General features: G+C 61.3%; 19 protein-coding genes and 3 pseudogenes. 13 read left to right on the top strand and 9 right to left on the bottom strand.

Annotation, left to right across the window (positions count from 1 at the left end):
• Window positions 1-14: 14 nt before the first annotated feature.
• Together mexE and BLP82_RS01510 are read right to left on the bottom strand one after the other, a co-directional pair.
• The gene (gene mexE, locus BLP82_RS01515) at window positions 15-1,268 is read right to left on the bottom strand and encodes a multidrug efflux RND transporter periplasmic adaptor subunit MexE (RefSeq protein ID WP_092164752.1); all 1,254 of its coding nucleotides are present in this window, start codon (window positions 1,266-1,268) and stop codon (window positions 15-17) included.
• A gap of 145 nt (window positions 1,269-1,413) precedes the next feature.
• Window positions 1,414-2,175 (bottom strand): substrate-binding periplasmic protein, encoded by a 762-nt coding sequence (locus BLP82_RS01510; RefSeq protein WP_092164750.1) that lies wholly within the window; start codon window positions 2,173-2,175, stop codon window positions 1,414-1,416.
• Between the two features lie 366 nt (window positions 2,176-2,541).
• On the opposite strand from BLP82_RS01510, the gene BLP82_RS01505 reads away from it, so the two are divergent.
• The 4 genes and pseudogenes from BLP82_RS01505 to BLP82_RS01490 all read left to right on the top strand — a co-directional run.
• Window positions 2,542-2,967: a VOC family protein gene (locus BLP82_RS01505; RefSeq protein ID WP_092164748.1), complete on the top strand. Its 426-nt coding sequence runs from the start codon at window positions 2,542-2,544 to the stop codon at window positions 2,965-2,967.
• 125 nt (window positions 2,968-3,092) lie between these two features.
• Entirely contained in the window at window positions 3,093-3,713 is a 621-nt protein-coding gene (locus BLP82_RS01500) for a TetR/AcrR family transcriptional regulator (RefSeq protein ID WP_092164746.1), read from the top strand.
• Window positions 3,714-3,914: 201 nt separating this feature from the next.
• A complete protein-coding gene (locus BLP82_RS01495; RefSeq protein WP_256574232.1) occupies window positions 3,915-4,388 on the top strand; it encodes an acyl-CoA thioesterase domain-containing protein in 474 nt (157 codons plus the stop codon).
• Window positions 4,369-5,178, top strand: a pseudogene (locus tag BLP82_RS01490) (OmpP1/FadL family transporter); the annotation flags it as partial. The gene BLP82_RS01495 and the pseudogene BLP82_RS01490, both read left to right, overlap by 20 nt.
• A gap of 57 nt (window positions 5,179-5,235) precedes the next feature.
• Here BLP82_RS01490 and BLP82_RS01485 read toward each other — a convergent pair.
• Both BLP82_RS01485 and BLP82_RS01480 read right to left on the bottom strand, forming a co-directional pair.
• Window positions 5,236-6,021, bottom strand: coding sequence for an SDR family NAD(P)-dependent oxidoreductase (locus tag BLP82_RS01485; protein WP_092164744.1), 786 nt, complete (start codon window positions 6,019-6,021; stop codon window positions 5,236-5,238).
• 133 nt (window positions 6,022-6,154) lie between these two features.
• Window positions 6,155-7,618, bottom strand: a complete 1,464-nt coding sequence (locus tag BLP82_RS01480; RefSeq protein ID WP_092164742.1) for an efflux transporter outer membrane subunit — start codon at window positions 7,616-7,618, stop codon at window positions 6,155-6,157.
• 219 nt (window positions 7,619-7,837) lie between these two features.
• On the opposite strand from BLP82_RS01480, the gene BLP82_RS01475 reads away from it, so the two are divergent.
• The 9 genes and pseudogenes from BLP82_RS01475 to BLP82_RS31880 all read left to right on the top strand — a co-directional run bounded on the left by BLP82_RS01475 (window position 7,838) and on the right by BLP82_RS31880 (window position 20,719).
• Window positions 7,838-8,947, top strand: coding sequence for an efflux RND transporter periplasmic adaptor subunit (locus BLP82_RS01475; RefSeq protein WP_092164740.1), 1,110 nt, complete (start codon window positions 7,838-7,840; stop codon window positions 8,945-8,947).
• A complete protein-coding gene (locus BLP82_RS01470; RefSeq protein WP_092164729.1) occupies window positions 8,944-12,024 on the top strand; it encodes an efflux RND transporter permease subunit in 3,081 nt (1,026 codons plus the stop codon). The genes BLP82_RS01475 and BLP82_RS01470 overlap by 4 nt, the downstream gene beginning before the upstream one ends.
• Window positions 12,025-12,078: 54 nt before the next feature.
• Window positions 12,079-13,371 carry a beta-ketoacyl-ACP synthase II gene (gene fabF / locus BLP82_RS01465; protein WP_092164728.1) on the top strand — a complete coding sequence of 431 codons (1,293 nt, stop codon included), beginning with the start codon at window positions 12,079-12,081 and terminating at the stop codon, window positions 13,369-13,371.
• Window positions 13,372-13,602: 231 nt separating this feature from the next.
• Complete coding sequence (locus tag BLP82_RS01460; RefSeq protein ID WP_092164727.1) at window positions 13,603-15,318, top strand: type I secretion system permease/ATPase; 1,716 nt, start codon at window positions 13,603-13,605, stop codon at window positions 15,316-15,318.
• Between the two features lie 19 nt (window positions 15,319-15,337).
• Window positions 15,338-16,648, top strand: a complete 1,311-nt coding sequence (locus tag BLP82_RS01455) for an HlyD family type I secretion periplasmic adaptor subunit (RefSeq protein ID WP_256574233.1) — start codon at window positions 15,338-15,340, stop codon at window positions 16,646-16,648.
• Between the two features lies 1 nt (window position 16,649).
• Window positions 16,650-17,957, top strand: coding sequence for a TolC family protein (locus BLP82_RS01450; protein ID WP_092164725.1), 1,308 nt, complete (start codon window positions 16,650-16,652; stop codon window positions 17,955-17,957).
• A 212-nt stretch (window positions 17,958-18,169) separates the two neighbouring features.
• A pseudogene (locus tag BLP82_RS31890) lies at window positions 18,170-18,562 on the top strand (matrixin family metalloprotease); the annotation flags it as partial.
• A gap of 75 nt (window positions 18,563-18,637) precedes the next feature.
• Window positions 18,638-19,111: pseudogene (locus BLP82_RS31885) on the top strand (M10 family metallopeptidase C-terminal domain-containing protein); the annotation flags it as partial.
• Window positions 19,094-20,719 carry a calcium-binding protein gene (locus BLP82_RS31880; RefSeq protein ID WP_371914095.1) on the top strand — a complete coding sequence of 542 codons (1,626 nt, stop codon included), beginning with the start codon at window positions 19,094-19,096 and terminating at the stop codon, window positions 20,717-20,719. The pseudogene BLP82_RS31885 and the gene BLP82_RS31880, both read left to right, overlap by 18 nt.
• A 90-nt stretch (window positions 20,720-20,809) precedes the next feature.
• Here BLP82_RS31880 and BLP82_RS01440 read toward each other — a convergent pair whose 3' ends face one another.
• The 5 genes from BLP82_RS01440 to BLP82_RS01420 all read right to left on the bottom strand — a co-directional run bounded on the left by BLP82_RS01440 (window position 20,810) and on the right by BLP82_RS01420 (window position 24,726).
• The gene (locus BLP82_RS01440) at window positions 20,810-21,634 is read right to left on the bottom strand and encodes a DUF4198 domain-containing protein (RefSeq protein ID WP_092164722.1); all 825 of its coding nucleotides are present in this window, start codon (window positions 21,632-21,634) and stop codon (window positions 20,810-20,812) included.
• Window positions 21,635-21,642: 8 nt separating this feature from the next.
• Window positions 21,643-21,966: a hypothetical protein gene (locus tag BLP82_RS01435; RefSeq protein WP_092164720.1), complete on the bottom strand. Its 324-nt coding sequence runs from the start codon at window positions 21,964-21,966 to the stop codon at window positions 21,643-21,645.
• 62 nt (window positions 21,967-22,028) lie between these two features.
• Window positions 22,029-23,147, bottom strand: coding sequence for a metal ABC transporter solute-binding protein, Zn/Mn family (locus BLP82_RS01430; RefSeq protein WP_092164718.1), 1,119 nt, complete (start codon window positions 23,145-23,147; stop codon window positions 22,029-22,031).
• Window positions 23,144-24,049, bottom strand: coding sequence for a metal ABC transporter permease (locus BLP82_RS01425; protein WP_092164716.1), 906 nt, complete (start codon window positions 24,047-24,049; stop codon window positions 23,144-23,146). Before BLP82_RS01425 ends, BLP82_RS01430 begins: the two co-directional genes overlap by 4 nt.
• Complete coding sequence (locus BLP82_RS01420) at window positions 24,046-24,726, bottom strand: metal ABC transporter ATP-binding protein (RefSeq protein ID WP_256576514.1); 681 nt, start codon at window positions 24,724-24,726, stop codon at window positions 24,046-24,048. Before BLP82_RS01420 ends, BLP82_RS01425 begins: the two co-directional genes overlap by 4 nt.
• Window positions 24,727-24,728: the final 2 nt, after the last annotated feature.

Genomic DNA, 24,728 nt, shown 5'->3' with positions numbered 1-24,728 from the left:
TTGGATTCAGTCCCTTAACCGCGTGGGGTCGCAGCGGCCAGTTTGCCTGCCGAGCCTGACGCTGCCTTGGATGGCGCGACTTGGGGCAGGTTGCTGGCTTCGAGCGCTTTACGTTGTTGTGCCAGGGCGGCAATGGTTTCGTCGCTGGCCATCGGCACGGTTTCAGGCGTGACCGGTGCACCCGGACGAGCCCGTTGCAGCCCCTTGACGATGATGGTGTCGTCCTTGCTCAGGCCGCTGCGCACGATGCGCAGGCCTTCGATCTTCGGCCCCAGCTCGACGGCGCGGTAGGCCGGCTTGTTGTCGGCGTCCATCACCAGCACGAATTTCTTGCCCAGGTCGGTGCCCACGGCTTCGTCGTTGATCAGCACGGCGGCGTAAGTGCCGCTGCCTACCAGCTTCAGGCGGGCGTACAGGCCTGGGGTGTAGGCGCCGTCCTTGTTGTCGAACACGGCGCGACCACGGATGGTGCCGGTCTGCGGGTTGACCTGGTTGTCGACGAAGTTCATCTGGCCCAGGTGCGGGTTGCCGTCCTCGTTGGACAGGCCCATGTAGACCGGCGTGGCCTGGCCGCGCTGGCCCTGGCGGGCGAGTTGGGTGTACTTGAGGAAGACGCGCTCGTCGGCGTCGAAGTAGGCGTAGACCTTGTCGGTGGATACCACGCTGGTCAGCCGTGTGACGTCGGCGGTCACCAGGTTGCCGGCGGTGATGTCCGCCCGACTGACGCGACCGCTGATGGGCGAGGTGACGCGGGTGAAGCTCAGATTCAGCTTGGCCAGGTCCAATTGCGCCTGGATAGCCGCGACGGCGGCACGGGCTTCCTGGGCGGTGGTGGTGCGCGAATCCGCCAGCTCGGCGGAAATGGCGTTGCTCAAGCGCAGGCGCTCGCCACGCTGGGCTTCGTTCTCGCTGCGGGTAGCGGTGGCGCGGGCTTGGGCCAGTTGGGCTTCGAGACGACGCACTTCAGCCTGGAAGGGGCGTGGGTCGATCTGGAACAGCAGGTCGCCTTTCTTGACCAGTGCGCCTTCGGTGAAGGCCACTTCGTCGATCTGCCCGGAAACCCGCGGGCGGATCTCGACGGTTTCTGGCGCCTCGAGGCGGCCGGTGAACTCATCCCATTCGTTGACGGGCTGCTCCAACACCTTGGCCACACTGACTTTGGCCGGCGGCATGGACGCTGCCGTGTCGGGAGTCTTGCCGCAGGCGCTCATCACCAGCACCGCCAGCAGCGCGAGGGGAAAACGCAGTTTTGAAAGTGAATGTTCCATGGATAGCATCCGCCAATGTATTGAGAATGGGCGGATGATGCGTGGCGCCAGGCACAGGAACGAATCGAATGAAGCAAAGGTAACTATCATTCAGAATGATATAAGCCATCGATGAGGGCTCTAGTCCGGCTTCCCTCGCCACAGCCTATTGCGGCAAATAAAGGTCATGGACACGCTTGACGGTCCCATCCGCGCGAAGCGCTTCGACCGCGTCGCGCAAATGCTCGACCATTTCCGGCGAGCATTGCTTGGAGCAGGCCAGGTAAAGGTCGGCGTTGCTGCCAACCGAACTCATGAGCAGTTTGCGCTTGGACACCTTCGGCCAGATGTAACGACTCTCCGGCACGCCGTTGAACCAGGCATCGATACGTCCCATCAGCAGCATCTGGGCGGGATTGTCGCCGATGGCCAACGGATAGATCTGCTCATCGCTGAACCCTTCGCTGTGCAGGATATCTTCCTGTGCACTGCCCAGGCCGACACCGATCTTGCGGTAGGTTTCTTTCGCTTGGGCGAAGCTGCTCACCCGCCGCTCGAGGCTGAAAAAGGCGCGCTCCATGGGCATGATCGAGGCGATCCAGGTAAAGCGATCCTCACGAGTGGGGATGCGCGACAGGGGGGTGATCAAGTGGTCATGTTCTTCACTGACATGCTTTTGTGCCCGGGCCCAGGGAAGCACATGGATCTTTACGGTGTACCCGGCCCTGGTCATCGCCGCCACGGCGACATCGCCGACGATGCCGTGGCCCCTGGGATCGTTGACGAAGGTCAGCGGCGGTGCGTCGGGAATGTGCAGTTCAATGACCGGAGGCTCAGCGCTTGCCTCATGGCTAGCCAGCAGCAGTAACAGACAAAGCCGGTAAAGCGCTTTGGTTGATGCGTTCAAAACGCGTGTGGTCTGGCTCATGGACGATACTTCAGGCATTGAAAGGGGTGCGCCAATCCCGGCGTACGGGGCGCCGGGAACAACGTCTACAGGCCAGCTTCTTATATAAGGCAGCGCATGATGCAGCGATCCAGCGGGATTCGCCACAACCGCTCCATCCCATCACGTCAGTGCCGCCTTGGCCCGACTGTGCTTCTGAAGGTATAGATCATTTGCTCGGCGCAAGCCGTCAATTTGGATGTGTACCTGCACGGCGGACCTGCGCTGCAAGGTCCTGCCGCGAAAAAACCGTCCTCTCCCAGCGTCGCTTGGACACGGTCTGTAGGGTTTTCTTGCTGCAAGCGCGGCGCTACGATGGCCCAACCTCACACGTCAAGAGGATTCTCGATGAGCCTTTCTCCGTTCCACCTGGCGATTCCGGTCTACGATCTTGCCGCCGCCCGTACTTTCTACGGTGAAGTGTTTGGCCTGGAAGAAGGCCGTTCCAGCAGCCAGTGGGTCGATTTCAATTTCTACGGGCACCAACTGGTGATTCATCAGCAACCCAAGACCGCTTACCAGGAAAACGCCCAGAGCAATCCGGTGGACGGGCACGATGTGCCGGTCCCGCACTTTGGTGTTGTTTTGGCTTGGGAGGCGTGGGAGGCACTGGCTGAACGACTGAGATCTTTCGGCGCGGAGTTTGTGATCGAACCCTACGTCCGCTTCAAAGGGCAGGTTGGTGAGCAGGCCACGATGTTCCTGTTCGATCCTTGTGGCAATGCCCTTGAATTCAAGGCGTTCAAGGATATGAGCCAGCTTTTTGCCAAATGACACGGACAAATCGAAGCCCTTGTAGCGAGGGGGCAAGATGTGTAACTGACGGACGGCTGTTTTGTGACGATATTCATAGGTGGTCACAAGTTGTCATCCCCTGCGGGGATGCGTAAGCTGCTCCCATGAATCAGCCAACATTACCTTCGCCCAGCACTCGCGGCCCAGCCGATCATGACATTCGCGACCAGATTGTCGCGGCGGCCAACGAGCATTTCAGCCAATATGGCTACGCCAAGACCACCGTGTCCGATCTGGCCAAGGCCATCGGCTTTTCCAAGGCGTACATCTACAAGTTCTTCGATTCCAAGCAGGCGATTGGTGAAGCCATTTGCTCCGGCTGTCTTGCGAAGATCGTTGCGGCCGTGGAGGAGGCCATCAGCGAGGAAGGGCTTTCTTCGACCGAGCGCTTTCGCCGCCTGGTCAAGACCCTGATCACCACGGGGATCGACCTGTTCTTCAATGATCGCAAGCTCTACGACATTGCCGCATTCTCCGCGTCGGAACGCTGGCCCAGCTCCCAGGTGTATGACGCACGGATCAAGCAGTTCGTGGTGCAGGTCGTACGGGAAGGGCGCGAAAGCGGTGAGTTCGAACGCAAGACGCCCTTGGATGAAACCGTTGAGGCGATACACCTGACCCTCCGGCCTTTCGTCAATCCTCTATTGCTGCAGTACAGCCTCGATCATGTCGAGGTGGCGCCGACGCTCACCGCCAACCTCATCCTGCGTAGCCTGATGCCCTGAGGGACGGCTGCGACGAGCAGCCGTCCCGCTTCAAAAACGACTTCCTTGCATTCGGGTTGTACCTGACCGAGTGGTCTCTTTTTGTCTGTTGAGTGACTATTGGAACAAATGGTCACATGAATAAGTATGGCATCGACTTCCAAGTGATCCCTCTTGCGAGGCTTCTGCGGGTTCACGTTCAGGCCGTCGGAGGACGTCTAAATGACCAGCTTTGCTCAGGTGCTGGCGCAGTTTGATCCGAGCGTGCCGTTCGTTGCTCCAGCCAATTGGCAGCAGGGTCGCACGATCTTCGGTGGCATTTCGGCGGCGTTGTCGTTGGAGGCGGTTCTGCGCGAGCGCCCACAGGGCTTTCCTCCGTTCAAGTCTGCGCAGGTGTCATTCATAGGTCCGGTCACGCAAGCCCAGACATTCGATACAAGCGTGTTGCGCGAAGGGCGATCCGTGACTTCGGTGTCTGTCGACTGCAAGTCGGGCGATGAGCTGGCGTTGCGCACGACCTTGCTGTTCGCTCAACCACGAGCCAGCAGGATTACCCATGAAGCGTGGGGATGCCCGTTGCTGGAGGAGGCGTCGCGGTACACCACGCTGGCGCTGGACAGCACCATTGCGCCTGCCTGCGCCTTCAACTTCGAAATGCGTCCCGCAGGTGGGTCACGTCAGCTATGCCTTCAATGACAAGGTGTCGATCGGGTTTGGTCCGACCATCAGCCGGATCAGCGGTGAGATCTCCGGGATGGTGCCCAATCCCCTCAGTCCCGGCAGCAACGATGGGAAGTTGAAAAGCAACGGCGACGATACGGCGCTCGGCTTCAACGCCGGCATCCTGGTGCAGGCGACGGACCGGACTCGCCTGGGGCTCACTTACCACTCCAAGGTCAGTTATCACCTGGATGCCAAGTCCAAGCTCACCGGCGGCATTTTCAGTCTGTTGGGGGTAAGTGGCCGCAGCTACGACGCGTCGTTGGACGTGGATACTCCAGAGTCCGTGGACATCTCGGTCACTCATCAGCTCAATGTCGACTGGACAATGTACCTGGGAAGTACCTGGACGCGCTGGAGCCGCTTCAAGGAGTTGACCATCGAGAACTCCGGCCTGCCTGCGCTGCTGAGCGGTGCGCTGGGCACCGTCAGTGAAGAACAGAACTGGCATGACACCTGGGCCCATGCCATCGGTGCCGCGTATAGGCTCAACGATCAATGGCTCCTGCGCGCGGGCTTGTCGGTCGACCAGTCGCCCGCCAATGACACCAACCGTGGGCCTCGGATACCAACCGGTGACCGAACGGTGCTCAGCTTCGGTGCCGGCTGGACGCCGCTGGAAGAGGTGACGATCGACGTGGCTTACTCCTACTTGCAGGAAGAGAGCGTGCGCATCAACGAAACCTCATCGACCCGTGGCGCATACAGTTCCAAATACCGGAACAGTGCCAGCGGTTTTGGTACTTCAGTCAGTTATCGCTTCTAACGCAATAGGGCGTGTGCCGGGAACTCTTGCAGCTCCAGGTCCTTCGCAGCAGCGCATTCATGCCCCCATGACATTCGCCATGAGACGCTGGTGAAATCGGCGTGGCGTGGCCCAGGTCAACACCGTGAGCGCCTTGTTGCCGAAGCCGGGTACCACACTCATGCGCCCGGCTTGCAGGGCACGGATGCCTGCGCGAACCACTGGCTCGGGTTGCATCATCACCATTTTCAGCGCTGGCGTGAGGGTCTGGTTGGCACTCTGCGCAAACCCGGTATCCGACATGCCTGGGCACAGTGCGGTCACGACGACACCGTCGCCCTTGAGCTCCTGATGCAGTGCTTCGGAGAAGCGCAGCACGTAGGCCTTGGCCGCTGAATAGACCGCGAAATTTTTCACGCCTTGATAGGAAAGCAAGCTGGCGACCTGCAAAATGTGGCCGCGGCGGCGGATGCGCATGTCCTGGGCAAAGAGGCGAGTCATGGTGGTCAGGCTGGCGATATCCAGATCGATCATTGCCAGGGATTGGTCAATGGCGTGGTCCAGGAACGGGCCCTGCAATCCATGGCCGGCGTTGTTGATGAGCACATCAACCGCAATACCTTGTTGAACCAGCCGCTTGTGCAGCGCGATGACTGCCGGAATCGAAGACAGGTCGACTAGTTCGTTGATCACCTCGATGCCAAAACGCTCACGCAGTTCTTTTGACAGCGCTTCTAGTTTCTCCAGCCTGCGGGCTACCAGAACAAGGGATTTTCCCTGCGCTGCGTATTGCCGGGCGAACTCCTCGCCAAAGCCGCTTGAAGCGCCCGTGATGAGCACCCAGGAATTCTCGTTGGTTTTCATGTGGCTGGACTCCGGTGGTAAAGATTGAAAAAGCTGTGTTTGCCTGATCGCGAGCAAGCTCGCTCCCACAGGGAATGAGCGCTAACCCTGTGGGAGCGAGCTTGCTCGCGATGAAGGCCTGATTCAGGTCAGATCATCGGCTCGCTACCGGCGGTGGTGGTTGCGGCGCTTGCCAGCCGCCACCGAGGGCCCTGAATGCCGCGACCGCTGCCCGTGCCGATTCCGTCCGTGCTTGTGCCCGGGCATCGGATGCCTGGAGCAGCGTCTCGTCGGCGTTGAGGACATCGATCAGGCTGGCCGTGCCTTTCTGATAGGCGATAAAGGATGATCGACGCGCCTCGCTCAATGACGCTTCGCCCGCGCTGAGCGTGGTGGCCTGGGCTTCTCGGTTGACCAAGGCGGAGAAGGCATTCTCGACATCCTCGGTGGCGCGCAAGGCGGACTGGCGGTAAGCGGCCAGGGCCTCGGCTTCCTGTCCCTTGGCCTGGTCGATCTGGGCGTTGATCCGGCCAAAATCGAACAGCCTCCAGCGCAGTCCCAGCGCCCCCGACGCCTGACTGGCGCCGCCGGAGAAAAGGTGCCCGGCAGAGACCGTAGTGGCGCTGCCGAGCAACGCGCTGAGGGAAAATTTCGGATAGTACTCAGCGACGGCTTCACCGATGCGGGCATTGGAGGCGGCGAGACGGCGCTCGGCGACAATGAGGTCCGGCCGTCGGCGCAGCAGATCGGCCGGCGTACCCATCTCGCTGATTTGTGGGGGCAGGGGAATGCTAGCCGTCTCGGTCAGTTGCGGGCGGTGGGTGCCTGGCGGCGTGCCGAGCATGACATCCAGTGCATTCATGGCGGCATCCAGCCCGGTTTGCAGGAACGGTACCGTTGCCTGGACCTGGGCAAGCGCGCCCTCGGTCTGGCGGACCTGATAGCTGGCTGCGAGCCCTTTGCTGTAAAGCAACTGGACTTTTTCCAGCAGGTCCTGCTGGGTCTTGACCTGGTGGTTCGCAATATCCAGCCGCGCTTGCAAGCCGCGCAGGGTGATGTAGATGTCAGCGGTCTGCGCGGCGACGGCCAGCCTTGTCGCCGCGGCTCCGGCCTCGGAGGCCTGGTACTCGGCCAATGCAGCTTCGCGTCCGCGTCGCAGGCCACCAAATACATCCAGCTCCCAGCTCGCGCCCAGGTCCATCGAGTAGGTATTTCCATATCGATCATAGCCGGGGTTTGAATCGAGCACCTGGCCCAGCGGCGTCTCGACGGATTGATAGGTCCGTGCGGCCTGGCCGCTGATGTTTCCCGACGGCAGCAAGGCGGCGTTGGCGGCACCGAGACCTGCCCGCGCCTGGGCAACGCGCGCTGAGGCCTGGGCAAGGTCGAGGTTCTGCTCCAGCGCCTTGGTGATGAAATCGGTCAGCACCGGGTCGCCAAACCCCTCCCACCAGACTGTGAGATTGGTCCGCGCGGTGCCGGTCCTTTGTTCGACAGATGACTGGCCCAGGAAACGATCCGAAAGCGCGGCATCGGGGCGCTGATAGTCCGGACCGACCGCGCAGCCGGTCATCAAGCTGGCGCTTACTAAAAAAGCAAGGGGGCGCAGGGGTGGCATTGAAGTTTCCTTGGGGTCGATAATGGTGACCATATTATATGGTGGTCACACTCTGTCAATTGGTGGTGGAGGTAGCCTTTTGGATATAAGTGGCAGTGTTTACTGTGTGTCCATTAAAAAATTGATACTTAGGAAATTCGCGCCGATATGTGACCATTGACAGTATTGGTCACGAGCGCAAGAATGAGTTCCCAATCCTCCGTTCAGTAAAGGGAACCTATGCTCCGGCTTCGACCTGTCACCCTTGCCGCTTGCTTGTTGCCTCTTGTCCTCACGGCGTGTGACGACTCATACACCGCCACCGATCCACGCACGCTTGCTCCTCTGGTGAGGGTTGCGCAAGTACAGGGTTCCTCCGCCGGCGCGCGTTCCTTCACCGGCGTCGTGGCGGCCCGCGTCCAGAGCGACCTGGGCTTTCGTGTGTCGGGCAAGGTCCTGGAGCGGTTGGTGGATGCCGGTCAGACCGTCAAGAAGGGCCAGCCGCTGATGCGTCTGGACCCCATCGATCTGGGCTTGCAGGCGCGAGCCCAGCAGGAAGCTGTCACGGCCGCACGCGCCCGGGCCAAGCAGACCGCTGACGATGAAGCTCGATATCGCGAGCTGGTGGCCGCCGGGGCGATTTCGGCGTCGGGTTATGACCAGATCAAAGCCGCCGCCGATACCGCGAAGGCGCAGCTCAGCGCCGCCGAGGCGCAAGCCGACGTGGCCCGCAATGCGTCCGGCTATGCGGTGCTTCTCGCCGACGCCGATGGCGTGGTGATGGAAACGCTCGCCGAGCCGGGGCAGGTCGTCAGTCCGGGTCAACCGGTGGTCCGACTGGCCCGAGCCGGGCAGCGCGAAGCCGTCGTGCAACTGCCCGAGACCCTGCGGCCAGTCGTCGGGTCCAGTGCCCAGGCGACGCTGTATGGCAACACCAGCGGGGCGGTCGCTGCCAGGCTCAGGCTGCTTTCCGATTCGGCTGACCGGGTGACCCGTACCTTTGAAGCGCGCTATGTCCTGGAGGGCGCCCTGGCGAATGCACCGCTGGGCTCGACCGTCACACTGCGTATCGCCGAGGGCGTGGCCCAGGGGCCGGTGCTGCAAGTGCCGATTGCGGCGCTGTACGACCCCGGCAATGGCACTGGCGTGTGGGTCATCGACGGCGAGCCGGCAAAAGTGACTTGGCGTCCCGTCCAGGTCTTGGGCTTGAGCGACGACGCGGCGCGCGTTGCAGGCCGTCTCAACGTTGGTGAGCGGATTGTCGCCCTGGGTGCACATCTGCTGCGTGAAGGCGAGCCCGTCCGGCTGCTTGCACAGGGCGATGTGAACGTCGCGGGGACTCGCCAATGAGCTTCAATCTTTCGGCGCTCGCCGTGCGCGAGCGCGCTATCACGGTATTTCTGATTTTCCTGATCGCCGTCGCCGGGACCCTGGCGTTCTTCAAGCTTGGCCGCGCGGAGGATCCGCCATTCACGGTCAAGCAACTGACCGTCATCACGGCATGGCCGGGGGCGACGGCGCAGGAGATGCAAGACCAGGTCACCGAGCCCCTGGAAAAACGCCTGCAGGAACTGAAATGGTATGACCGTTCGGAAACCTACACCCGACCCGGCCTGGCTTTCACCATGGTCTCGCTGCTGGACCGCACGCCACCCTCGCAGGTGCAGGAAGAGTTCTACCAGGCGCGCAAGAAGCTCGACGACGAAGCCACCAAGTTGCCGGCGGGGGTGATCGGGCCACTGGTCAACGACGAGTACTCGGACGTGACGTTTGCGCTGTTTGCCCTCAAGGCCAAGGGTGAGCCGCAGCGCCTGCTGGTGCGTGATGCCGAGGTTCTGCGCCAGCGCCTGTTGCATGTGGCGGGTGTCAAGAAGGTCAACATCATCGGCGAACAGGCCGAGCGCATTTTCGTTTCCTTCTCCCATGACCGGCTGGCGACCTTGGGTGTTTCTCCCCAGGACATCTTCGCCGCACTGAACAGCCAGAACGTACTGACGCCTGCCGGCTCCATCGAAACCAAGGGGCCGCAGGTTTTCCTGCGGGTGGAGGGCGCCTTCGATACCTTGGAGAAAATCCGCGATACGCCGCTGGCCATCCAGGGGCGCACGTTGAAACTCTCGGACGTGGCGACGGTTGAGCGTGGCTATGAAGATCCGGCCACCTTCCTGGTGCGCAACAACGGCGAAGAAGCGTTGTTGCTGGGCGTGATCATGCGCGAGGGGTGGAACGGCCTCGATCTGGGCAAGGCGCTCGATGCCGAGACGAGCAAGATCAATGAAGACATGCCGCTGGGCATGACGCTGACCAAGGTGACCGATCAGGCGGTGAACATCAACTCGGCGGTCGACGAATTCATGATCAAGTTCTTCGTGGCCTTGCTGGTGGTGATGGTGGTCTGCTTCATCAGTATGGGCTGGCACGTCGGTATCGTGGTCGCGGCGGCAGTACCCTTGACCCTGGCCATGGTGTTTGTGGTGATGGCGGCCACCGGCAAGAACTTCGACCGGATCACGCTGGGTTCGCTGATTCTGGCCCTCGGGCTGCTGGTGGATGACGCCATCATCGCGATCGAAATGATGGTGGTGAAGATGGAGGAGGGCTACGACCGGATCAAGGCCTCTGCGTACGCCTGGAGCCATACGGCCGCACCGATGCTCTCCGGTACGCTGGTGACGGCGATCGGCTTCATGCCCAACGGCTTCGCCCAGTCCACTGCTGGCGAATACACCAGCAACATGTTCTGGATCGTCGGCATTGCCCTGATTGCCTCCTGGGTGGTCGCAGTAGCGTTCACCCCCTACCTGGGGGTGAAGATGTTGCCGGACATCAAGAAGGTCGAAGGCGGACAGGCGGCCATCTACGACACCCCACGCTACAACCGCTTCCGGCGAATCCTGACGCGGGTGATCGCCCGCAAATGGCTGGTGACCGGCACTGTCATTACACTGTTTGTGGTCGCCATCCTGGGCATGGGCCAGGTCAAGAAGCAGTTCTTCCCGACCTCGGACCGTCCCGAGGTCATGATCGAAGTACAAATGCCCTATGGCACCTCCATCGAGCAGACCAGCGCCGCCACCGCCAAGGTTGAGGCGTGGCTGCAGAAACAGGAGCAAGCCAAAATCGTCACGGCTTATATAGGGCAGGGCGCACCGCGCTTTTTCCTGGCGATCGCGCCGGAACTGCCTGACCCATCGTTCGCCAAGATCGTGGTGCTGACAGACGACCAGGAAGCGCGGGAAACCCTCAAGTTCCGCCTGCGCGAAGCGGTCGCTGAAGGGCTGGCCCCGGAGGCCCGGGTCAGGGCGACGCAAATTGTCTTTGGTCCGTACTCACCCTTTCCCGTGGCCTACCGGGTGATGGGACCTGACCCGTCGAAACTGCGGGAGATCGCAAGCCGCGTCCAAGAGGTCATGCAAGCCAACCCGATGATGAGGACCGTCAATACCGATTGGGGCCCACTGACGCCGACGCTGCATTTCAATCTGGACCAGGATCGCTTGCAGGCGGTTGGGCTGACGTCCAGTGCCGTCGCCGAGCAATTGCAATTCCTGCTGGCCGGGGTGCCGATCACGGCGGTTCGCGAGGACATTCGTTCGGTGCAGGTGGTGGGACGCGCCGCCGGGGACATCCGCCTCGACCCGGCGCGGATCGAGGGCTTTACCCTGGTGGGCGCGGCAGGGCAGCGTATTCCGTTGTCCCAGGTTGGCGAAGTGGACGTGCGCATGGAGGATCCGATCCTGCGTCGCCGTGACCGGACCCCGACCATTACCGTGCGCGGCGACATTGCCGAAGGCCTGCAACCGCCGGATGTGTCGAGTGCGATTATCAAGCAACTGCAACCGATCATCGACACGCTGCCCGGCGGCTACCGGATCGAGCAGGCGGGGGCCATCGAGGAGTCCGGCAAAGCCGGCCAGGCCATCGTACCGCTGCTGCCGATCATGATCGCCCTGACGTTGCTGATCATCATCGTCCAGGTGCGCTCGATCCCGGCCATGATCATGGTGTTCTTCACTGCGCCGTTGGGGTTGATCGGCGTGGTGCCGACGTTGCTGATTTTCCATCAGCCATTTGGCATCAACGCCCTGGTGGGGCTGATCGCGCTGTCGGGCATCCTGATGCGCAACACGCTGATTCTGATCGGGCAGATCCATCAGAACGCGAAGGAGGGGCTGGACCCGTTCCGCGCGGTCATCGAAGCCACGGTGCAGCGGGCTCGTCCAGTGCTGCTGACGGCGGTGGCGGCGATCCTGGCATTTATCCCGCTGACCCATTCCGTTTTCTGGGGAACGCTGGCCTACACCCTGATTGGCGGCACCTTCGTCGGCACCATCATAACGCTGGTGTTCCTGCCGGCGATGTATGCCATCTGGTTCAAAATCCGTCCGGTCAATACCGTTCAAACTGAAACAGCAGTCCTGGCATAAGCGATTAAGCGCATACCGCTCCAGTGAGCATCTACAGAAATTGAAGAGGTTTCCATGAGTACTGCAACAGGTCAAACACGCATTGTAGTCACGGGTGTCGGCGTCGTCGGCCCCCTGGGTTGTGGCGTGGAGCACGTCTGGCAGCGGCTGCTGGCTGGGCGTTCCGGCATCCGTAGCCTGCCCGAGGCGTTCACCGAGGGTACCGGCGTCGGGGTTGGCGGCCAGGTGCCCTCTCTGGAAGAGGATGCCGTTGCCGGTTACGACCCGGAACGCTTTATCGCGGCCAAAGATCGCAAGAAAATGGATTGCTTCATCGAGTTTGCGCTGGTGGCCGCCCATGAGGCCCTGGAGCAGGCGGGCTGGCATCCGACTGAAACCGTCGACCAGGAGCGGACCGCGACGATCATTGCATCGGGCGTGGGTGGGTTTGGCGCCATTGCCGATGCCGTACGCACCACCGACTCGCGAGGGCCGCGTCGGCTGTCACCGTTCTCGGCACCGGCGTTTCTCGCCAACATGGCGGCCGGCCACGTGTCCATCCGGCATAGCCTCAAAGGCCCCCTCGGTGCACCGGTAACCGCCTGTGCGGCCGGCGTCCAGGCCATCGGCGATGCAGCTCGGCTGATCCGGAGCGGCGAGGCGGACATTGCCGTTTGCGGCGGTACCGAGGCAGCGATTGATCGCGTGACCTTGGGCTGTTTCGCGGCGGCCAGGGCGCTCTCTACCGGTTTTGCCGACCGCCCGCAGGAAGCTTCGCGCCCCTTCGACCGTGACCGCGACGGCTTTGTCATGGCCGAAGGCGCGGGGTTGTTGGTGATCGAGTCGCTGGAGCACGCCTTGGCGCGTGGGGCCAAACCCCTGGCGGAGCTGGTCGGTTATGGCACCAGCGCCGATGCCTACCATCTGACGGCCGGCCCGGAAGACGGCAACGGCGCCCGCCGCGCAATGGAACAGGCGCTGCGCCAGGCCGCTGTCAGCCCAGCCGACGTGCAGCATATCAATGCCCACGCGACGTCTACCCAGGTCGGCGACAGCGGGGAACTGGCGGCGATTCGTTCGGTGTTCGGCACGGACTCCGGGGTGGCGATTACCTCGACTAAATCGGCTACCGGCCACCTGCTGGGCGCGGCTGGGGGCATTGAAGCCGTTTTCACGGTATTGGCGCTGCGTGACCAGATCGTGCCGCCGACCCTGAACCTGGTTCATCCTGACGAGGCCGCCGCTGGGCTTGATCTGGTTGGCTTGAAGGCCAGGAAGATGCCGATTACCCATGCGCTTTCCAATGGGTTCGGGTTCGGTGGCGTCAATGCCAGCGTGTTGTTTCGTCGCTGGGAGGCTGAGGCTTGAGTATTTGATCTTGTGTCGCCCGCCACGCAGCGCCATCCTGCGTGGCGTATCACCTGTCACATCAATTTCAATTTTTCCTTAAGAACCGCACAGGCGTGCCGATACAGCGCGGTAGATCCGATTGTGCGGGCGCTCCAATGGTGTCTCGCCGAAAGATATTCCAGGCGTTCGCGCGCCTGTGCCCTTGTGATTTTTCAGGTTTGACCAGAATCGGACCTCAGGTGATGAACCATGTCAGCCCACGTCAGGACCGAACTGGAAGGCGCCCTTGCCGTCTGCAAAGGTAGTTTTCTTTCCGTTGGTTTTTTCAGTTTTTTCGTCAACCTGCTGATGCTGGTTCCCTCGTTCTACATGCTGCAGGTGTATGACCGCGCGGTAGGCAGCGCCAGCTTGTCGACGCTGTTGATGCTGACGTTGATCATGTTGCTGTTGATGATCACGATGGGTGGCTTGGAGTGGGTCCGTTCGCGGATTATGGTGCGGATCAGTACTCGACTGGACACGCTGCTGAGCCGGCGTCTGTTCGACGCCAGCTTCAAGCAGGCGCTCAATACCAGCGGCATGAATGCAACGGCCCAGCCTTTGAGCGACCTGAACGGTTTGCGCCAGTTCCTGACGGGCAACGGCCTGTTTGCATTTTTCGACGCGCCGTGGATCCCGATCTACCTGGCTGTCATGTTCATGTTTCATTCCTGGTACGGCTGGATGGGGATCGTGAGTGCCGTGTTGCTGGGCGCGCTGGCCTTTGCCAACGAAAAACTCACCCACTCGCCGCTGCAGGCTGCCAACCGTGAACAGATGGCGGCCACTGCGTTCACCAACAAAAGCTTGCGCAATGCCGAAGTAGTGGAATCCATGGGCATGCTTGCCAGCTTGCGCGAGCACTGGAGCGGGCGAACCCATAAGATTCTCGCCCTGCAAAGCCTGGCCAGCGACCGTGCCGCGACCATCACCTCGGTATCCAGGACGTTCCGGCAGATCGTTCAGTCGCTGGTGCTGGGCCTGGGTGCCTATTTGACGATCAATCACGAGATTTCGTCGGGGCTGATGATTGCCGGCTCGATTTTGCTGGGGCGTGCGTTGGCGCCCATCGATCAGTTGATCGGCGTATGGAAAGGCTTCCTGGGCGCCCGCGCGCAATATGCCCGGCTGCACGAATTGTTGCTCAAGATTGCCGCCGAGCCTGAACGCATGCCGTTGCCGGCACCCGAAGGGGCGATTCGCGTCGAGGGTCTTTCGGCGGGATCGCCGGACGCTCGCAAACCGATTCTCCGCGGCGTGAATTTCCAGGTGGCCGCGGGCGAAGTAGTGGGCATCATTGGCCCCAGCGGTGCCGGGAAGTCGACCCTGGCCAGGGCGTTGTTGGGTGTCTGGCCAAGCCTGGCCGGCACCGTGCGCCTGGACGGTGCGGACATCAGCCAATGGCGTCGCGAGGAGTTGGGCCAGTACATCGGTTATCTGCCCCAGGACATCGAACTCTTCGAAGGCACGATCAGCCAGAACATCTCCCGCTTCGGCCCGGTGAACGCACCTGCCGTGGTCGCCGCCGCGCGCATGGCGGGTGTGCATGAGTTGATTCTGCAACTGCCCGAGGGTTACGACACCTTGATCGGAGCCAATGGCGGTGGGTTGTCCGGCGGCCAGCGACAACGTATCGGCCTGGCCCGCGCCTTGTACGGTGAGCCGCGCCTGGTGGTGCTCGATGAACCGAACTCCAACCTGGACGATGCCGGAGAAAAGATGCTCGCCGAGGCGCTGCAGAAGCTCAGGCAGAGCAGGGCCACGGTGTTTGTCATTACCCATCGATCCGGTGTGCTGGCGCAAGTGGACAAACTGCTGGTGCTTAATCAAGGCGAACTGAGTCTGTTCGGGCCGCGGGATCAGGTCCTGGCCCGCCTGCGAGACGTAACACCCGCGGCCCGTCAGGCTGCCGCGATTCAACCGTAGGAAACGGATGAGCCATTTCATGCAAAACAGTCAGCACTCATCCTCCGCGTTGCCCGTCGATGACAGGCCGATCCGCCGCGTCGGCTACCTCATGCTGCTGGTCACCTTTGGCCTGTTCGGTGGCTGGGCGGCATTGGCTCCCCTCGACAGCTCGGCACTCGCGCCGGGCGTGGTCACGGTCAAAAGTTACCGCAAGACGGTGCAGCACCTGGAAGGTGGCATCGTGCGCGAACTGCGTGTCCACGACGGGGACCTGGTGAAAACCGGCGATGTGTTGCTGGTGCTCGACAACACCCAGGCGCGTTCGGAAATGGAAACAACGCGCAGCCAGTTGATCGCCGCGCTCCAGTTGCAGGCCCGGTTGGAGGCGGAACGTGACGCGCTGCCCGAGCCAGTGGCGGTGCCGGCCCTGGACCCCGCTGACCCGCGAGTGCAAGAGGCCCGGGACAGTGAGGCACGAATTTTCCAGACTCGACGGACCTCGTTGCTGGGTGAAATCGGTTTGCAAGAGAAGACCATCGGACAAATCGAGGAACAGATTCGCGGATTCAAGGCCATCATCGCCAGCAAGCAGATGCTGGCGGCCTCCTATCAAGACGAAATAGTCGATCTGCGGGCACTGCTTGCCGAAGGCTACGTGGACAAACAGCGTTTGCGCGAGCAGGAGCGCAGCCTCGCTCGCCTGCAAACCGAAATAGCCGAAAGCCAGTCCGAGATCGCGCAAGCGCGGGTCCATGTCGACGAGGCGAAGTTGAAGATCCTGCAATTGAAAAAGGCCTTCGCCAGCGAAGTCGCCGGCCTGCTGGGCGATGCGCGGACCAAGGTGTATGAGTTGCGCGAGCGACTGGCCACCTTGCAGGACCGCGATCAACGTACCGATATCCTCGCGCCCGAGTCCGGAATGGTCATGGGCATGACTGTCCACACCCTCGGTGCTGTGGTCAGCCCGGGCACTGCGCTGCTGGACATCGTCCCGGCCAACGAGGAATTGATCGTCGAGGCGCAAGTGTCACCGATGGACATCGACCGCATCGCGTTGGGCAAGTTGGCGGACATTCGCTTCAGCGCATTCAAGAGCAGCACCACGCCCGTCATCGAGGGGCGGCTGGTGCAGATATCCGCCGACCGTCTGATCAACAAGGACACAGGCACGGCTTATTACCTGGCACGCGTAGCCCTGACGGACAAAGGGCGCCAGACGCTGGGCAACCTTACCCTGGTGCCGGGAATGCCGGTCGAAGTGCTGGTCAATACGGGGGCGCGGACGCTGTTGCAATACTTGATGCAGCCTGCGAGCAATGTGTTCGCCCGTTCGTTGATCGAGGACTGAGATGAAGCGCCTGATCATCCTGTGCCTGGTCCTCATGCCACTGGGAGCCCTCGCTGACGACACTTATGTCGACCTGTGGCAATTGCACCAGGAAGCGCAGGGGGCCGATCCGCGCGTCCTGCGGGCACAAGCCCTGACCCGAAGCGGCGAGGGCAAGGAGCGGGCGGCCTTCGGTCAATTGTTGCCGCAGCTCAACGCCAGCAGCAGCGTCAACCGCGGCCGGCGCGACGACGACCTGAACCGTATCCAGTACAACGGCAAGCGCATGGCCGTGGTGCTCAATCAGGTGATCTACGATCCACAGGTGTGGCGCAGTTACCAGAAGTACATCGAGTTGGCCCGGCAGAGTGGCTACGAGTCGACCGATACCCAGGTGCAGGCCAGCATCGACCTGTCCGAGCGCTATTTCGCCGTGCTTGCCGCGGAAGACGAGCTGTCGTTGGTGCGCAGCGAACTGCAGGCGACGGAGCGTAACCTCAAGCGGGTCAAGGCCTTGTACGCGCGACAGATGGCGATGGTGACCGACGCACTGGATCTTGAGGCGCGGGTGGATGCGCTCAAGGCAGACGAGATCGAAGCCAGCAACAAGGTCCTGGTCAGCCGTGAAGCGATTTCCGAACTGGTGGGGCGCGATGTCAGCGAGCGGTTCAAGCGCATCGGCGACAATCCAGCCTTCAGCCTGCCGGCGCAAGCGCAGGACTACTGGGTGCAGACGGCACTCGACAGCAACCCGGCGTTGCACGCCCGGGAGCACAGCGTCCTCGCCGCTGAGGCGGCCATCGCTGAAAACAAGGCAGGGCATCTTCCCCGGCTGGGCCTGAACTTGACGGCGCAGCGCAGTGATATCGGTTATGAAGGCGCCGTGACGCCTCGCTCGGACAACCTCGTGGCCTCCCTGGATTTGCAGATGCCGCTCTACAGCGGCGGCTCCACCCGGGCACGAGTATCGAGTTCCGAAAGTGACAAGGAAGTCGCCCAGCAAGAACTGGAGGCCTTGCGTCGCCAGGTCATCAAGGAAACCCGCACGGCTTATCTCGGCATGAGCGCCGAACTCAGCCGGATCAAGGCAACACGGCGTGCGCTGGAGTCTGCCGAGAAGTCACGCATGGCCACGGAAAAAGCCTTTGGCTACGGGGTCAAGAATGCCGTCGATGTGCTCGATAGCATCAAGGAAGAGTTTCGTGCACGGCGTGATTTCTATCAGTCCCAATACAAGTTCGTGACCAGTTTGCTGGTGCTGCATCGCTGGAGCGGTCGATTGGGGGATGGGGACATTCGCCGGGCGAATGATTGGTTGGTTGCACCATAGTTGGTGGATTCAACGCATAAAAAGTGGCTATGTGATATCACTTTTTGTGTTTCTAATGCAAAATAACCCCTTTGTAGCGGCCGCATTCTGGAAGGCCGCAGATTGCTTACAGGAAGCTTCGCATGCCCAGCCCACTTGGTTATTCTTCTACTTGGTCCGCTATGCGGACCGGCAATGCGCAAGTTGATAGCTTGCTGGTCGGCACCTATTGGATGGGCTCGTCAGGGTCCACGTCCCTGACGTACAGCTTCATGACGAACAGTTCATTTTTCGCCGCCGACTACAGCAGTGAGAATGAATATGAGGCCGGCTACGTCCTGACATCAGCCCAGCAGAACAGTATCGTCAGTGCGCTCGGGATGTGGAGCTCGGTCGCCAATATCAGGTTCACACAGGTCGGAGAATCCGCTACCAATGTGGGAGACCTGCGTTTCGGCGGCTACCAGAATATGGACGACGACACCGCTGCCTGGGCTTATTTTCCCGATGAAACCCCGAGCGCCGGTGATGTCTGGATCGGACCGGTGACGAACGACCCGAGTCCTGTCAAAGGCACTTATGACTACCTGGTCTTTGTCCATGAGATCGGTCACGCGCTGGGTCTCAAGCATCCGTTTTCCCAGTTGCTGTCGAACCCGACGGTGCTTGCTCCTCAGTTCGATGATGTCCGTTATACGGTCATGAGTTACGACGCCGCGTATTCCTATCAGCCAACCACGCCCATGTTGCTGGATATCGCTGCCATCCAGAGTCTCTACGGTGCGAATACTCAGTGGCAAACGGGTAACAACTCGTATAGCTGGGCTGCTGGACAGTCGATTTTCGAAACTATCTGGGACGCCGGCGGTACTGATTCAATTGATGCCTTCAATCAGCAGGAAGCAGTCCGCATCAACCTGAATGAAGGCCAGTTCAGCAAAATCGGCCAAGCGTTTACGGACCTCACTACTCAGGCCGCTTTCAACGAAGGGCTGGCGATCGCCTATGGCGCCAAGATCGAAAACGCATTTGGCTCGGCCAACGCGGACACGCTGATCGGTAATGCGCTGGCCAACGTTCTGAACGGTCGTGCCGGCAAAGATACGATGATCGGCGGGGCGGGTAATGACACTTACGTTGTCGACAATACCGGTGACGTGATCCAGGAAAGCAGCACCCTGGCCAGCGAAACCGACACGGTCATCTCTGCGGTCGATTACACCCTGGGCGCCAACATCGAGGTCCTGACGCTGAGCTCAAGCGCCAATCTCAATGGCACGGGCAACGCGTTGAACAACCGCATCACTGGCAACGCCGGTGCCAATACCCTGGACGGCGGCAGCGGTATCGATACCCTGATCGGCGGTGCCGGCAATGACACCTACGTGGTAGACAACCTCAAGGATGTCGTCACCGAAGCCACGACCTTGGCCAGCGAAATCGATACCGTGCGCGCTTCGGTGAACTGGACGCTGGGCGCCAACCTGGAAAATCTCATCCTGACCGGTGTAGCTCAGATCAGTGGTACCGGCAACGCCCTGAACAACGTGCTGACCGGCAACGCCGGCAACAACGTGCTGAACGGTGGCGCCGGGCGGGACACGCTGATCGGTGGCGCGGGGAATGATGCCTATACGCTCGATCAGTTCGCTGAACTGACCCTGGTCCAAGAGAATGTCGATCAGGGTCGCGACAGCCTGACCCTCACTTATGCCGCGAGCGCGTCGAGCAGCGTCGTCGACCTGAACCTCAGTAATCTGCGCAACGTCGAAAGCGTCATCCTGAGCGGTACCGGGGCGTTCACCGTGATTGGCAACGAGCTGAGCAACAGCCTGATAGGCAATGCCTCGGCGAACAACCTCCAGGGTGGGGCGGGCAACGATAACCTCGATGGTGGCGCGGGTGCCGATACCTTGAGTGGCGGTACGGGCAATGACATCTACACGGTCGACGACCTCAAGGATGTCATCAGCGAAACCAGCACCTTGGTGGGTGAAACCGACACTGTGCGTTCGTCGGTCAACTGGAGCCTGGGTGCCAATCTGGAGAACCTCACGCTGATCGGCAGCGCCAACCTCAACGGCAGTGGCAACGCCTCGAACAACGTGATGACCGGCAATGCCGGCAACAACGCGCTGAGCGGCGGCGCTGGCAACGATACGCTGGACGGCGGCGCTGGTATCGATACGCTTATTGGCGGCGCAGGCAACGACACCTATGTGATCGACAACGCTCAGGACGTCATCAGGGAAACCTCCACACTGACCAGCGAAACCGATACGGTCGTCTCGTCTGTGAGCTGGATCCTGGGGGCCAATCTGGAGAACCTCACGCTGACGGGGACCACCGCCTTCATGGGGATCGGTAACGAACTGGACAACGTGCTGATCGGCAACGCCGGAAATAACGCCCTGGACGGTGGGGCAGGCAATGACACACTGATCGGCGGCCTGGGTGGGGACAGCCTCCACGGTGGAGACGGAGCCGACCGCTTTGTTTTCAACACGCTGGGTGAACTGGGCAAAGGATTTGGCGGTGACTCCATTTCCGACTTCAATAGCCTGCAGGGCGACAAGTTGGACCTGTCGAAATTCGATGCCAATCTCCTGACCACGTTTGTCGACACGTTCAGCTTCATCGATTCGAATGATTTCACGGCAGCGGGACAACTGCGCTTCGTCGACCAGGTGCTGTACGGCAACGTCAATGGTGATCTGGGCGCGGATTTTGAAATCCAGCTGACGGGTGTCAATACCCTCAACGCCAACGATCTGATCGTTTGATAGCTCGGGCCCTGTGAGGAAAATCCAGGGCCCTTTCTGTATCAAGTGTCGCGTTGTCACCATGTGCCTGCTGCTTGCGCTGGCGCCTGGTCACTTCATGTCCCTGGCCTGTACCCATAGCACTGCATCTTGCGAAAGGGGTTTGCCCTTGTGGGTTTTCGTCGTACCGATGTCGAGCGCCGCAATGCCCCACCAGCCGGCGCGAGGCAGGCCGATGGTCACGATTCCTTGGGCGTCCGAGTACGTACTCTGGGCTTTGAATGAGGCCTGGGGTGCCGTGACGTAGTCTTGCTGGCCGAAGGTATTTTTATCGAGATCAACGGAATGGTTGACGTATTCGATTTCGACTTCGGCGAATGGAACCGGCTTGCCATCGGCCAGCACCACGGCGCGGAACACGCTGCCCGTCCAGTTGGCATAGGGCTTGTTCAAAGGCTGGATCTCCACCGGCAAGCCTTGTGGTTCCGTCCAATTGCCGGGGACTCCGCCCACGTTCACGATCAGCTTGGTGAACTGTTGGATGTAGGCGTCTTCCTCGGTTTCCAGGTAAGGCTCGGGTTCGAGTACGAAGATATGGTCACCCAGTGAGCGCACCAACTCCCGTGGAATCGAGGCACGATAGGCCGTCGTTCGGTTGTCGCGACTCTGCCACTCGACGGGGCGCAGGTATTTGCGCAGATCGATTTTTTCCGCGCCGTGGGAACTGACATGACTGAATGCTCGGGGTGCATCCATGGTCATGGTGGGGCCGCCGGAGAAAGGATGGGTGAACACCAGCGCGAACTCGAGTTGTTCTGCGCGTTGCAGTGCCGTTTCTTCGACGTAGAGCATCTGGAAATGAGCTTGTGCAGCGCCGGTCAAGCCAGTGAACGTCGTCGCGGCCAGGGCTTGAAGCAGTTTTCGTTTGAACGTCATGGTCGTTTTCACTTTGAAATGTCGGAAGACTGAATCGTGATCTGATGACCGGCTCCACCCAGGAACACCACGGAATAGTTTCCGGCAGGGGGCTGGAATGTGTAGGTGTTGTCCTTGCTGACTTCGCCTTGGAGCAATACCTTGCCGCTCGGATCCTGGACATGGATTTGTCTGCCGGCGGCCGAGCTGCCATCGGTGAAGCCCGCCTCGCATGTCACCCGGTTATCGTCCTCGATGTAGCAATCGAAGACGGGGCCGTGGGCGAAGGTTGCCTGGCAGAACACCAAAGCGCCTGCCATCGATATCCGCAGTACTGAACCTATGGGTTTCATAGCGTCTCGCAGTCAAGATCGATCATTGGGGAAGGGGCGGGCCATCGCCTAATGCCGGTCAGTTAAGGATCAAGTGACACAAACCTGTGGGAGCAAAGCTCGCTCGCGACTGGGATGAGCCAGTCGACAACGCCGTTGACGGGGCTGCCGCCATCGCGAGCAAGCTTTGCTCCCACGGATTTGGGGCATGACTGACTGGCACTAGGGGCATCGCCCCTCTTATTGTCATTGCCCGTCGCGGTGAAGGCCGCCAGCAGGGCGTCCAGGTTCGAACTCATGAGCGTCTCGTATCCGCTGGCCGTATCGGCGAGCATTCCCGGGTTGCCCGCATCGAGGATCAATAGCCGCGCGCCTCCGTCCTCGATGGCTTTGGCGATTCTGGCGTCCGGTGCCCACTTGTGGACCACCACGCGGATGTCATGCTCGCGCAGGTAACGAGTCAGTGCGGCGCGGTCGGCGTCACTCCAGTCGATGTCCTGGCGGACGAACCAACCGTCGACAAAGACGCCGAACTCGCCGAACAGGTAGATGAATTCATTGGCCAGCGACAACACGCGCAGGTCCGCCACCGCCGTCAGTCGGGCGCCGTAGTCGGCCTTGAGCCGGCGCAAGCGACCTTCGAGTTCAGCGAGATTGCGCTCTATCCGTGGCGCGTCGGTGGGGGACAGACGTGCCAGGTCGGCAGCGATCAGCCCCGACATGCGCATGGCGTTGACAGGGCCGAGCCAGGCGTAGGGCGACGGGCCCTCATCGACATCACTCGCCGCAGCCCAGGGAACGTCGTTCGACGGCGCTTGGGTCACGGCCACGGCGGGCATGACGGTGTCCCATGAGCGCGAGGCGTCGATCTCGACGATCCGCAGGTTGTGATGGCGGGCTGTCGCATACAGCGGATCCGCACGCCAGAGACGGCCGAGGGTGACCACGGCTGCGGCCTGCTGGAACACTGTGGCGTTCAGGCGCGACAACGCGTTGGCCTGGCTTTCCATGGGGACGGCCGCATCCGCTGGAACACGGACGACTTGCAGAGTCGTGCCGGTGCTGAGTGCCGAGGTGAGCGCATACACGGCTGGCAATGCGACAAGTACTTGCTGCTTGCCGATATCGGCAAAGGCCGAGAGCGGGACACCCAGCAGCACCAGCAGCGTCAACCAGGCTCCGTAGAATTCTTTCCTATTCATACGCTGGCGCCCCTGAAACGGGATGCGGTAGCGCGCATGACGGTGGTGGCGGCGAACACCAGGGCCGCGACGATCACGATGGCGCCGCCCGTGGGTACGGGGATGTGGAACTGCATGGGGACCAGAATGCCAACCACGCAGGAAAAGGTCGCGATCAGGATGGCGCGCGCCACCAGCCCCGGCAGTGAACGGCTGATGTTGCGTGCTGCCGCGGCCGGTATGAGCAAAAGGGCTTCGACGAGCACGGCGCCGATGATTTTCAGGCAGGCGACCGTCACCAGGGTGACCAGCACGACAAACAGGTATTCGACGCTTCGCACTCGCACGCCGCGCGCATGGGCCAGGCTCGGATTGAGGCTGGCCAACAGCATGTCGTTGTACAGCGGCAGCCCGAGCAGCGCACACAGTGCCGTTACGCCAAGCAGCACGTTCATGTCGGTGTAGTCGACCGCCAGGATGGAGCCGAACAGCACACTTTCCATCACATGGGTGTTGATCCTGGCCGACACGAACAGCAGCAGTGACGCCCCGACTGCCAGGGAAATGGACAGGAACACGCCGATCAGCGTGTCATTGGCCAATGTGGTGCGGTGCTGCGTGTACTTCAGCGTCAGGGCGAACAGCAAGCAGAAGCCGAACATCGAGAAGTAGGGGGATGTGTAGGATTCGCCGATCAGCACGCCAATGGCCACGCCGGTCATCGCCGCATTACCGACGGACTGACTGAAGAACGCCATGCGCTTGATCATCACCATCGAGCCCAGCACACCCAGGAGCGGGCCGATGAGCACTGCGCAGAGCAGCGCGTTGATCACGAACTCGTACTCGAACGGTTGCGGCAGCAGGCCACTGGCGGCGAGCGCTTGCAGGTGGTTGCGAATGAACTCGTACAAGGCGCTCATTGGGCTCCCTCCAGCGAATAGGCGACCTGGTCGGGGGCGCCATGGAACAGCACGCGACGATTGATAACGGTCACTGATTGGGCGATGCGCCGGACCTGTTCCAGGTCATGGTTGATCCACAGGATAGTGACGCCCTGGCCATGCAACTCGGCCACCATCGCTTCCACCAGCCGCACCCCCGGTTCGTCGATGCCGGCGGTCGGTTCGTCGAGGATCAACAGCCACGGCATCGGGCTGATCGCCTGGGCCAGCAGCACTCGCTGGCGCTGGCCACCGGACAGGCTGCCAAAGGGTTTGGCGCCCATGCCAGCCATGCCGGTACGCGCCAGGGCCTTGGCATTGGCCGCCTTGGCGGATCGGCTCGAGCCCAGGAAGGCCGGCCGGCGTTGACCCAGAAGGGCCATGAGATCGTTGACCGTCATCGGTATGTTGCGGTCGAAGTCCGGCAATTGCGGGACATAACCCATGGGCGTCGTGACCTCGCCCTCGAAGCGGACCATCCCTGAATGCGGCATCTGGCCCAGCAGCGCGCGCACCAGTGAGGTCTTGCCGCCGCCATTGGGGCCGACCAGGCAGTGCAGGGCACCGGCTTCCACCCGGAAACTGACGTCGTCGAGTACTGGCGTACCTCCCAGTTGCAGGGAGACGTGATCGAACACCAGGGCGGGGCCGCGCATGG

The organism is Pseudomonas sp. NFACC37-1, from assembly GCF_900101575.1.
In the GTDB taxonomy this organism is placed as follows: domain Bacteria; phylum Pseudomonadota; class Gammaproteobacteria; order Pseudomonadales; family Pseudomonadaceae; genus Aquipseudomonas; species Aquipseudomonas fluorescens_AA.
This window is presented reverse-complemented; position numbering and strand designations above follow the sequence as displayed.

Excerpts from the sequence above, each read along its gene's own strand:
- mexE (WP_092164752.1), bottom strand. The coding sequence starts at position 1,268 with ATGGAACATTCACTTTCAAAACTGCGTTTTCCCCTCGCGCTGCTGGCG.
- BLP82_RS01510 (WP_092164750.1), bottom strand. The coding sequence starts at position 2,175 with ATGAGCCAGACCACACGCGTTTTGAACGCATCAACCAAAGCGCTTTAC.
- BLP82_RS01505 (WP_092164748.1), top strand. The coding sequence starts at position 2,542 with ATGAGCCTTTCTCCGTTCCACCTGGCGATTCCGGTCTACGATCTTGCC.
- BLP82_RS01500 (WP_092164746.1), top strand. The coding sequence starts at position 3,093 with ATGAATCAGCCAACATTACCTTCGCCCAGCACTCGCGGCCCAGCCGAT.
- BLP82_RS01495 (WP_256574232.1), top strand. The coding sequence starts at position 3,915 with ATGACCAGCTTTGCTCAGGTGCTGGCGCAGTTTGATCCGAGCGTGCCG.
- BLP82_RS01485 (WP_092164744.1), bottom strand. The coding sequence starts at position 6,021 with ATGAAAACCAACGAGAATTCCTGGGTGCTCATCACGGGCGCTTCAAGC.
- BLP82_RS01480 (WP_092164742.1), bottom strand. The coding sequence starts at position 7,618 with ATGCCACCCCTGCGCCCCCTTGCTTTTTTAGTAAGCGCCAGCTTGATG.
- BLP82_RS01475 (WP_092164740.1), top strand. The coding sequence starts at position 7,838 with ATGCTCCGGCTTCGACCTGTCACCCTTGCCGCTTGCTTGTTGCCTCTT.
- BLP82_RS01470 (WP_092164729.1), top strand. The coding sequence starts at position 8,944 with ATGAGCTTCAATCTTTCGGCGCTCGCCGTGCGCGAGCGCGCTATCACG.
- fabF (WP_092164728.1), top strand. The coding sequence starts at position 12,079 with ATGAGTACTGCAACAGGTCAAACACGCATTGTAGTCACGGGTGTCGGC.
- BLP82_RS01460 (WP_092164727.1), top strand. The coding sequence starts at position 13,603 with ATGTCAGCCCACGTCAGGACCGAACTGGAAGGCGCCCTTGCCGTCTGC.
- BLP82_RS01455 (WP_256574233.1), top strand. The coding sequence starts at position 15,338 with ATGCAAAACAGTCAGCACTCATCCTCCGCGTTGCCCGTCGATGACAGG.
- BLP82_RS01450 (WP_092164725.1), top strand. The coding sequence starts at position 16,650 with ATGAAGCGCCTGATCATCCTGTGCCTGGTCCTCATGCCACTGGGAGCC.
- BLP82_RS01440 (WP_092164722.1), bottom strand. The coding sequence starts at position 21,634 with ATGACGTTCAAACGAAAACTGCTTCAAGCCCTGGCCGCGACGACGTTC.
- BLP82_RS01435 (WP_092164720.1), bottom strand. The coding sequence starts at position 21,966 with ATGAAACCCATAGGTTCAGTACTGCGGATATCGATGGCAGGCGCTTTG.
- BLP82_RS01430 (WP_092164718.1), bottom strand. The coding sequence starts at position 23,147 with ATGAATAGGAAAGAATTCTACGGAGCCTGGTTGACGCTGCTGGTGCTG.
- BLP82_RS01425 (WP_092164716.1), bottom strand. The coding sequence starts at position 24,049 with ATGAGCGCCTTGTACGAGTTCATTCGCAACCACCTGCAAGCGCTCGCC.
- BLP82_RS01420 (WP_256576514.1), bottom strand. The coding sequence starts at position 24,726 with ATGCGCGGCCCCGCCCTGGTGTTCGATCACGTCTCCCTGCAACTGGGA.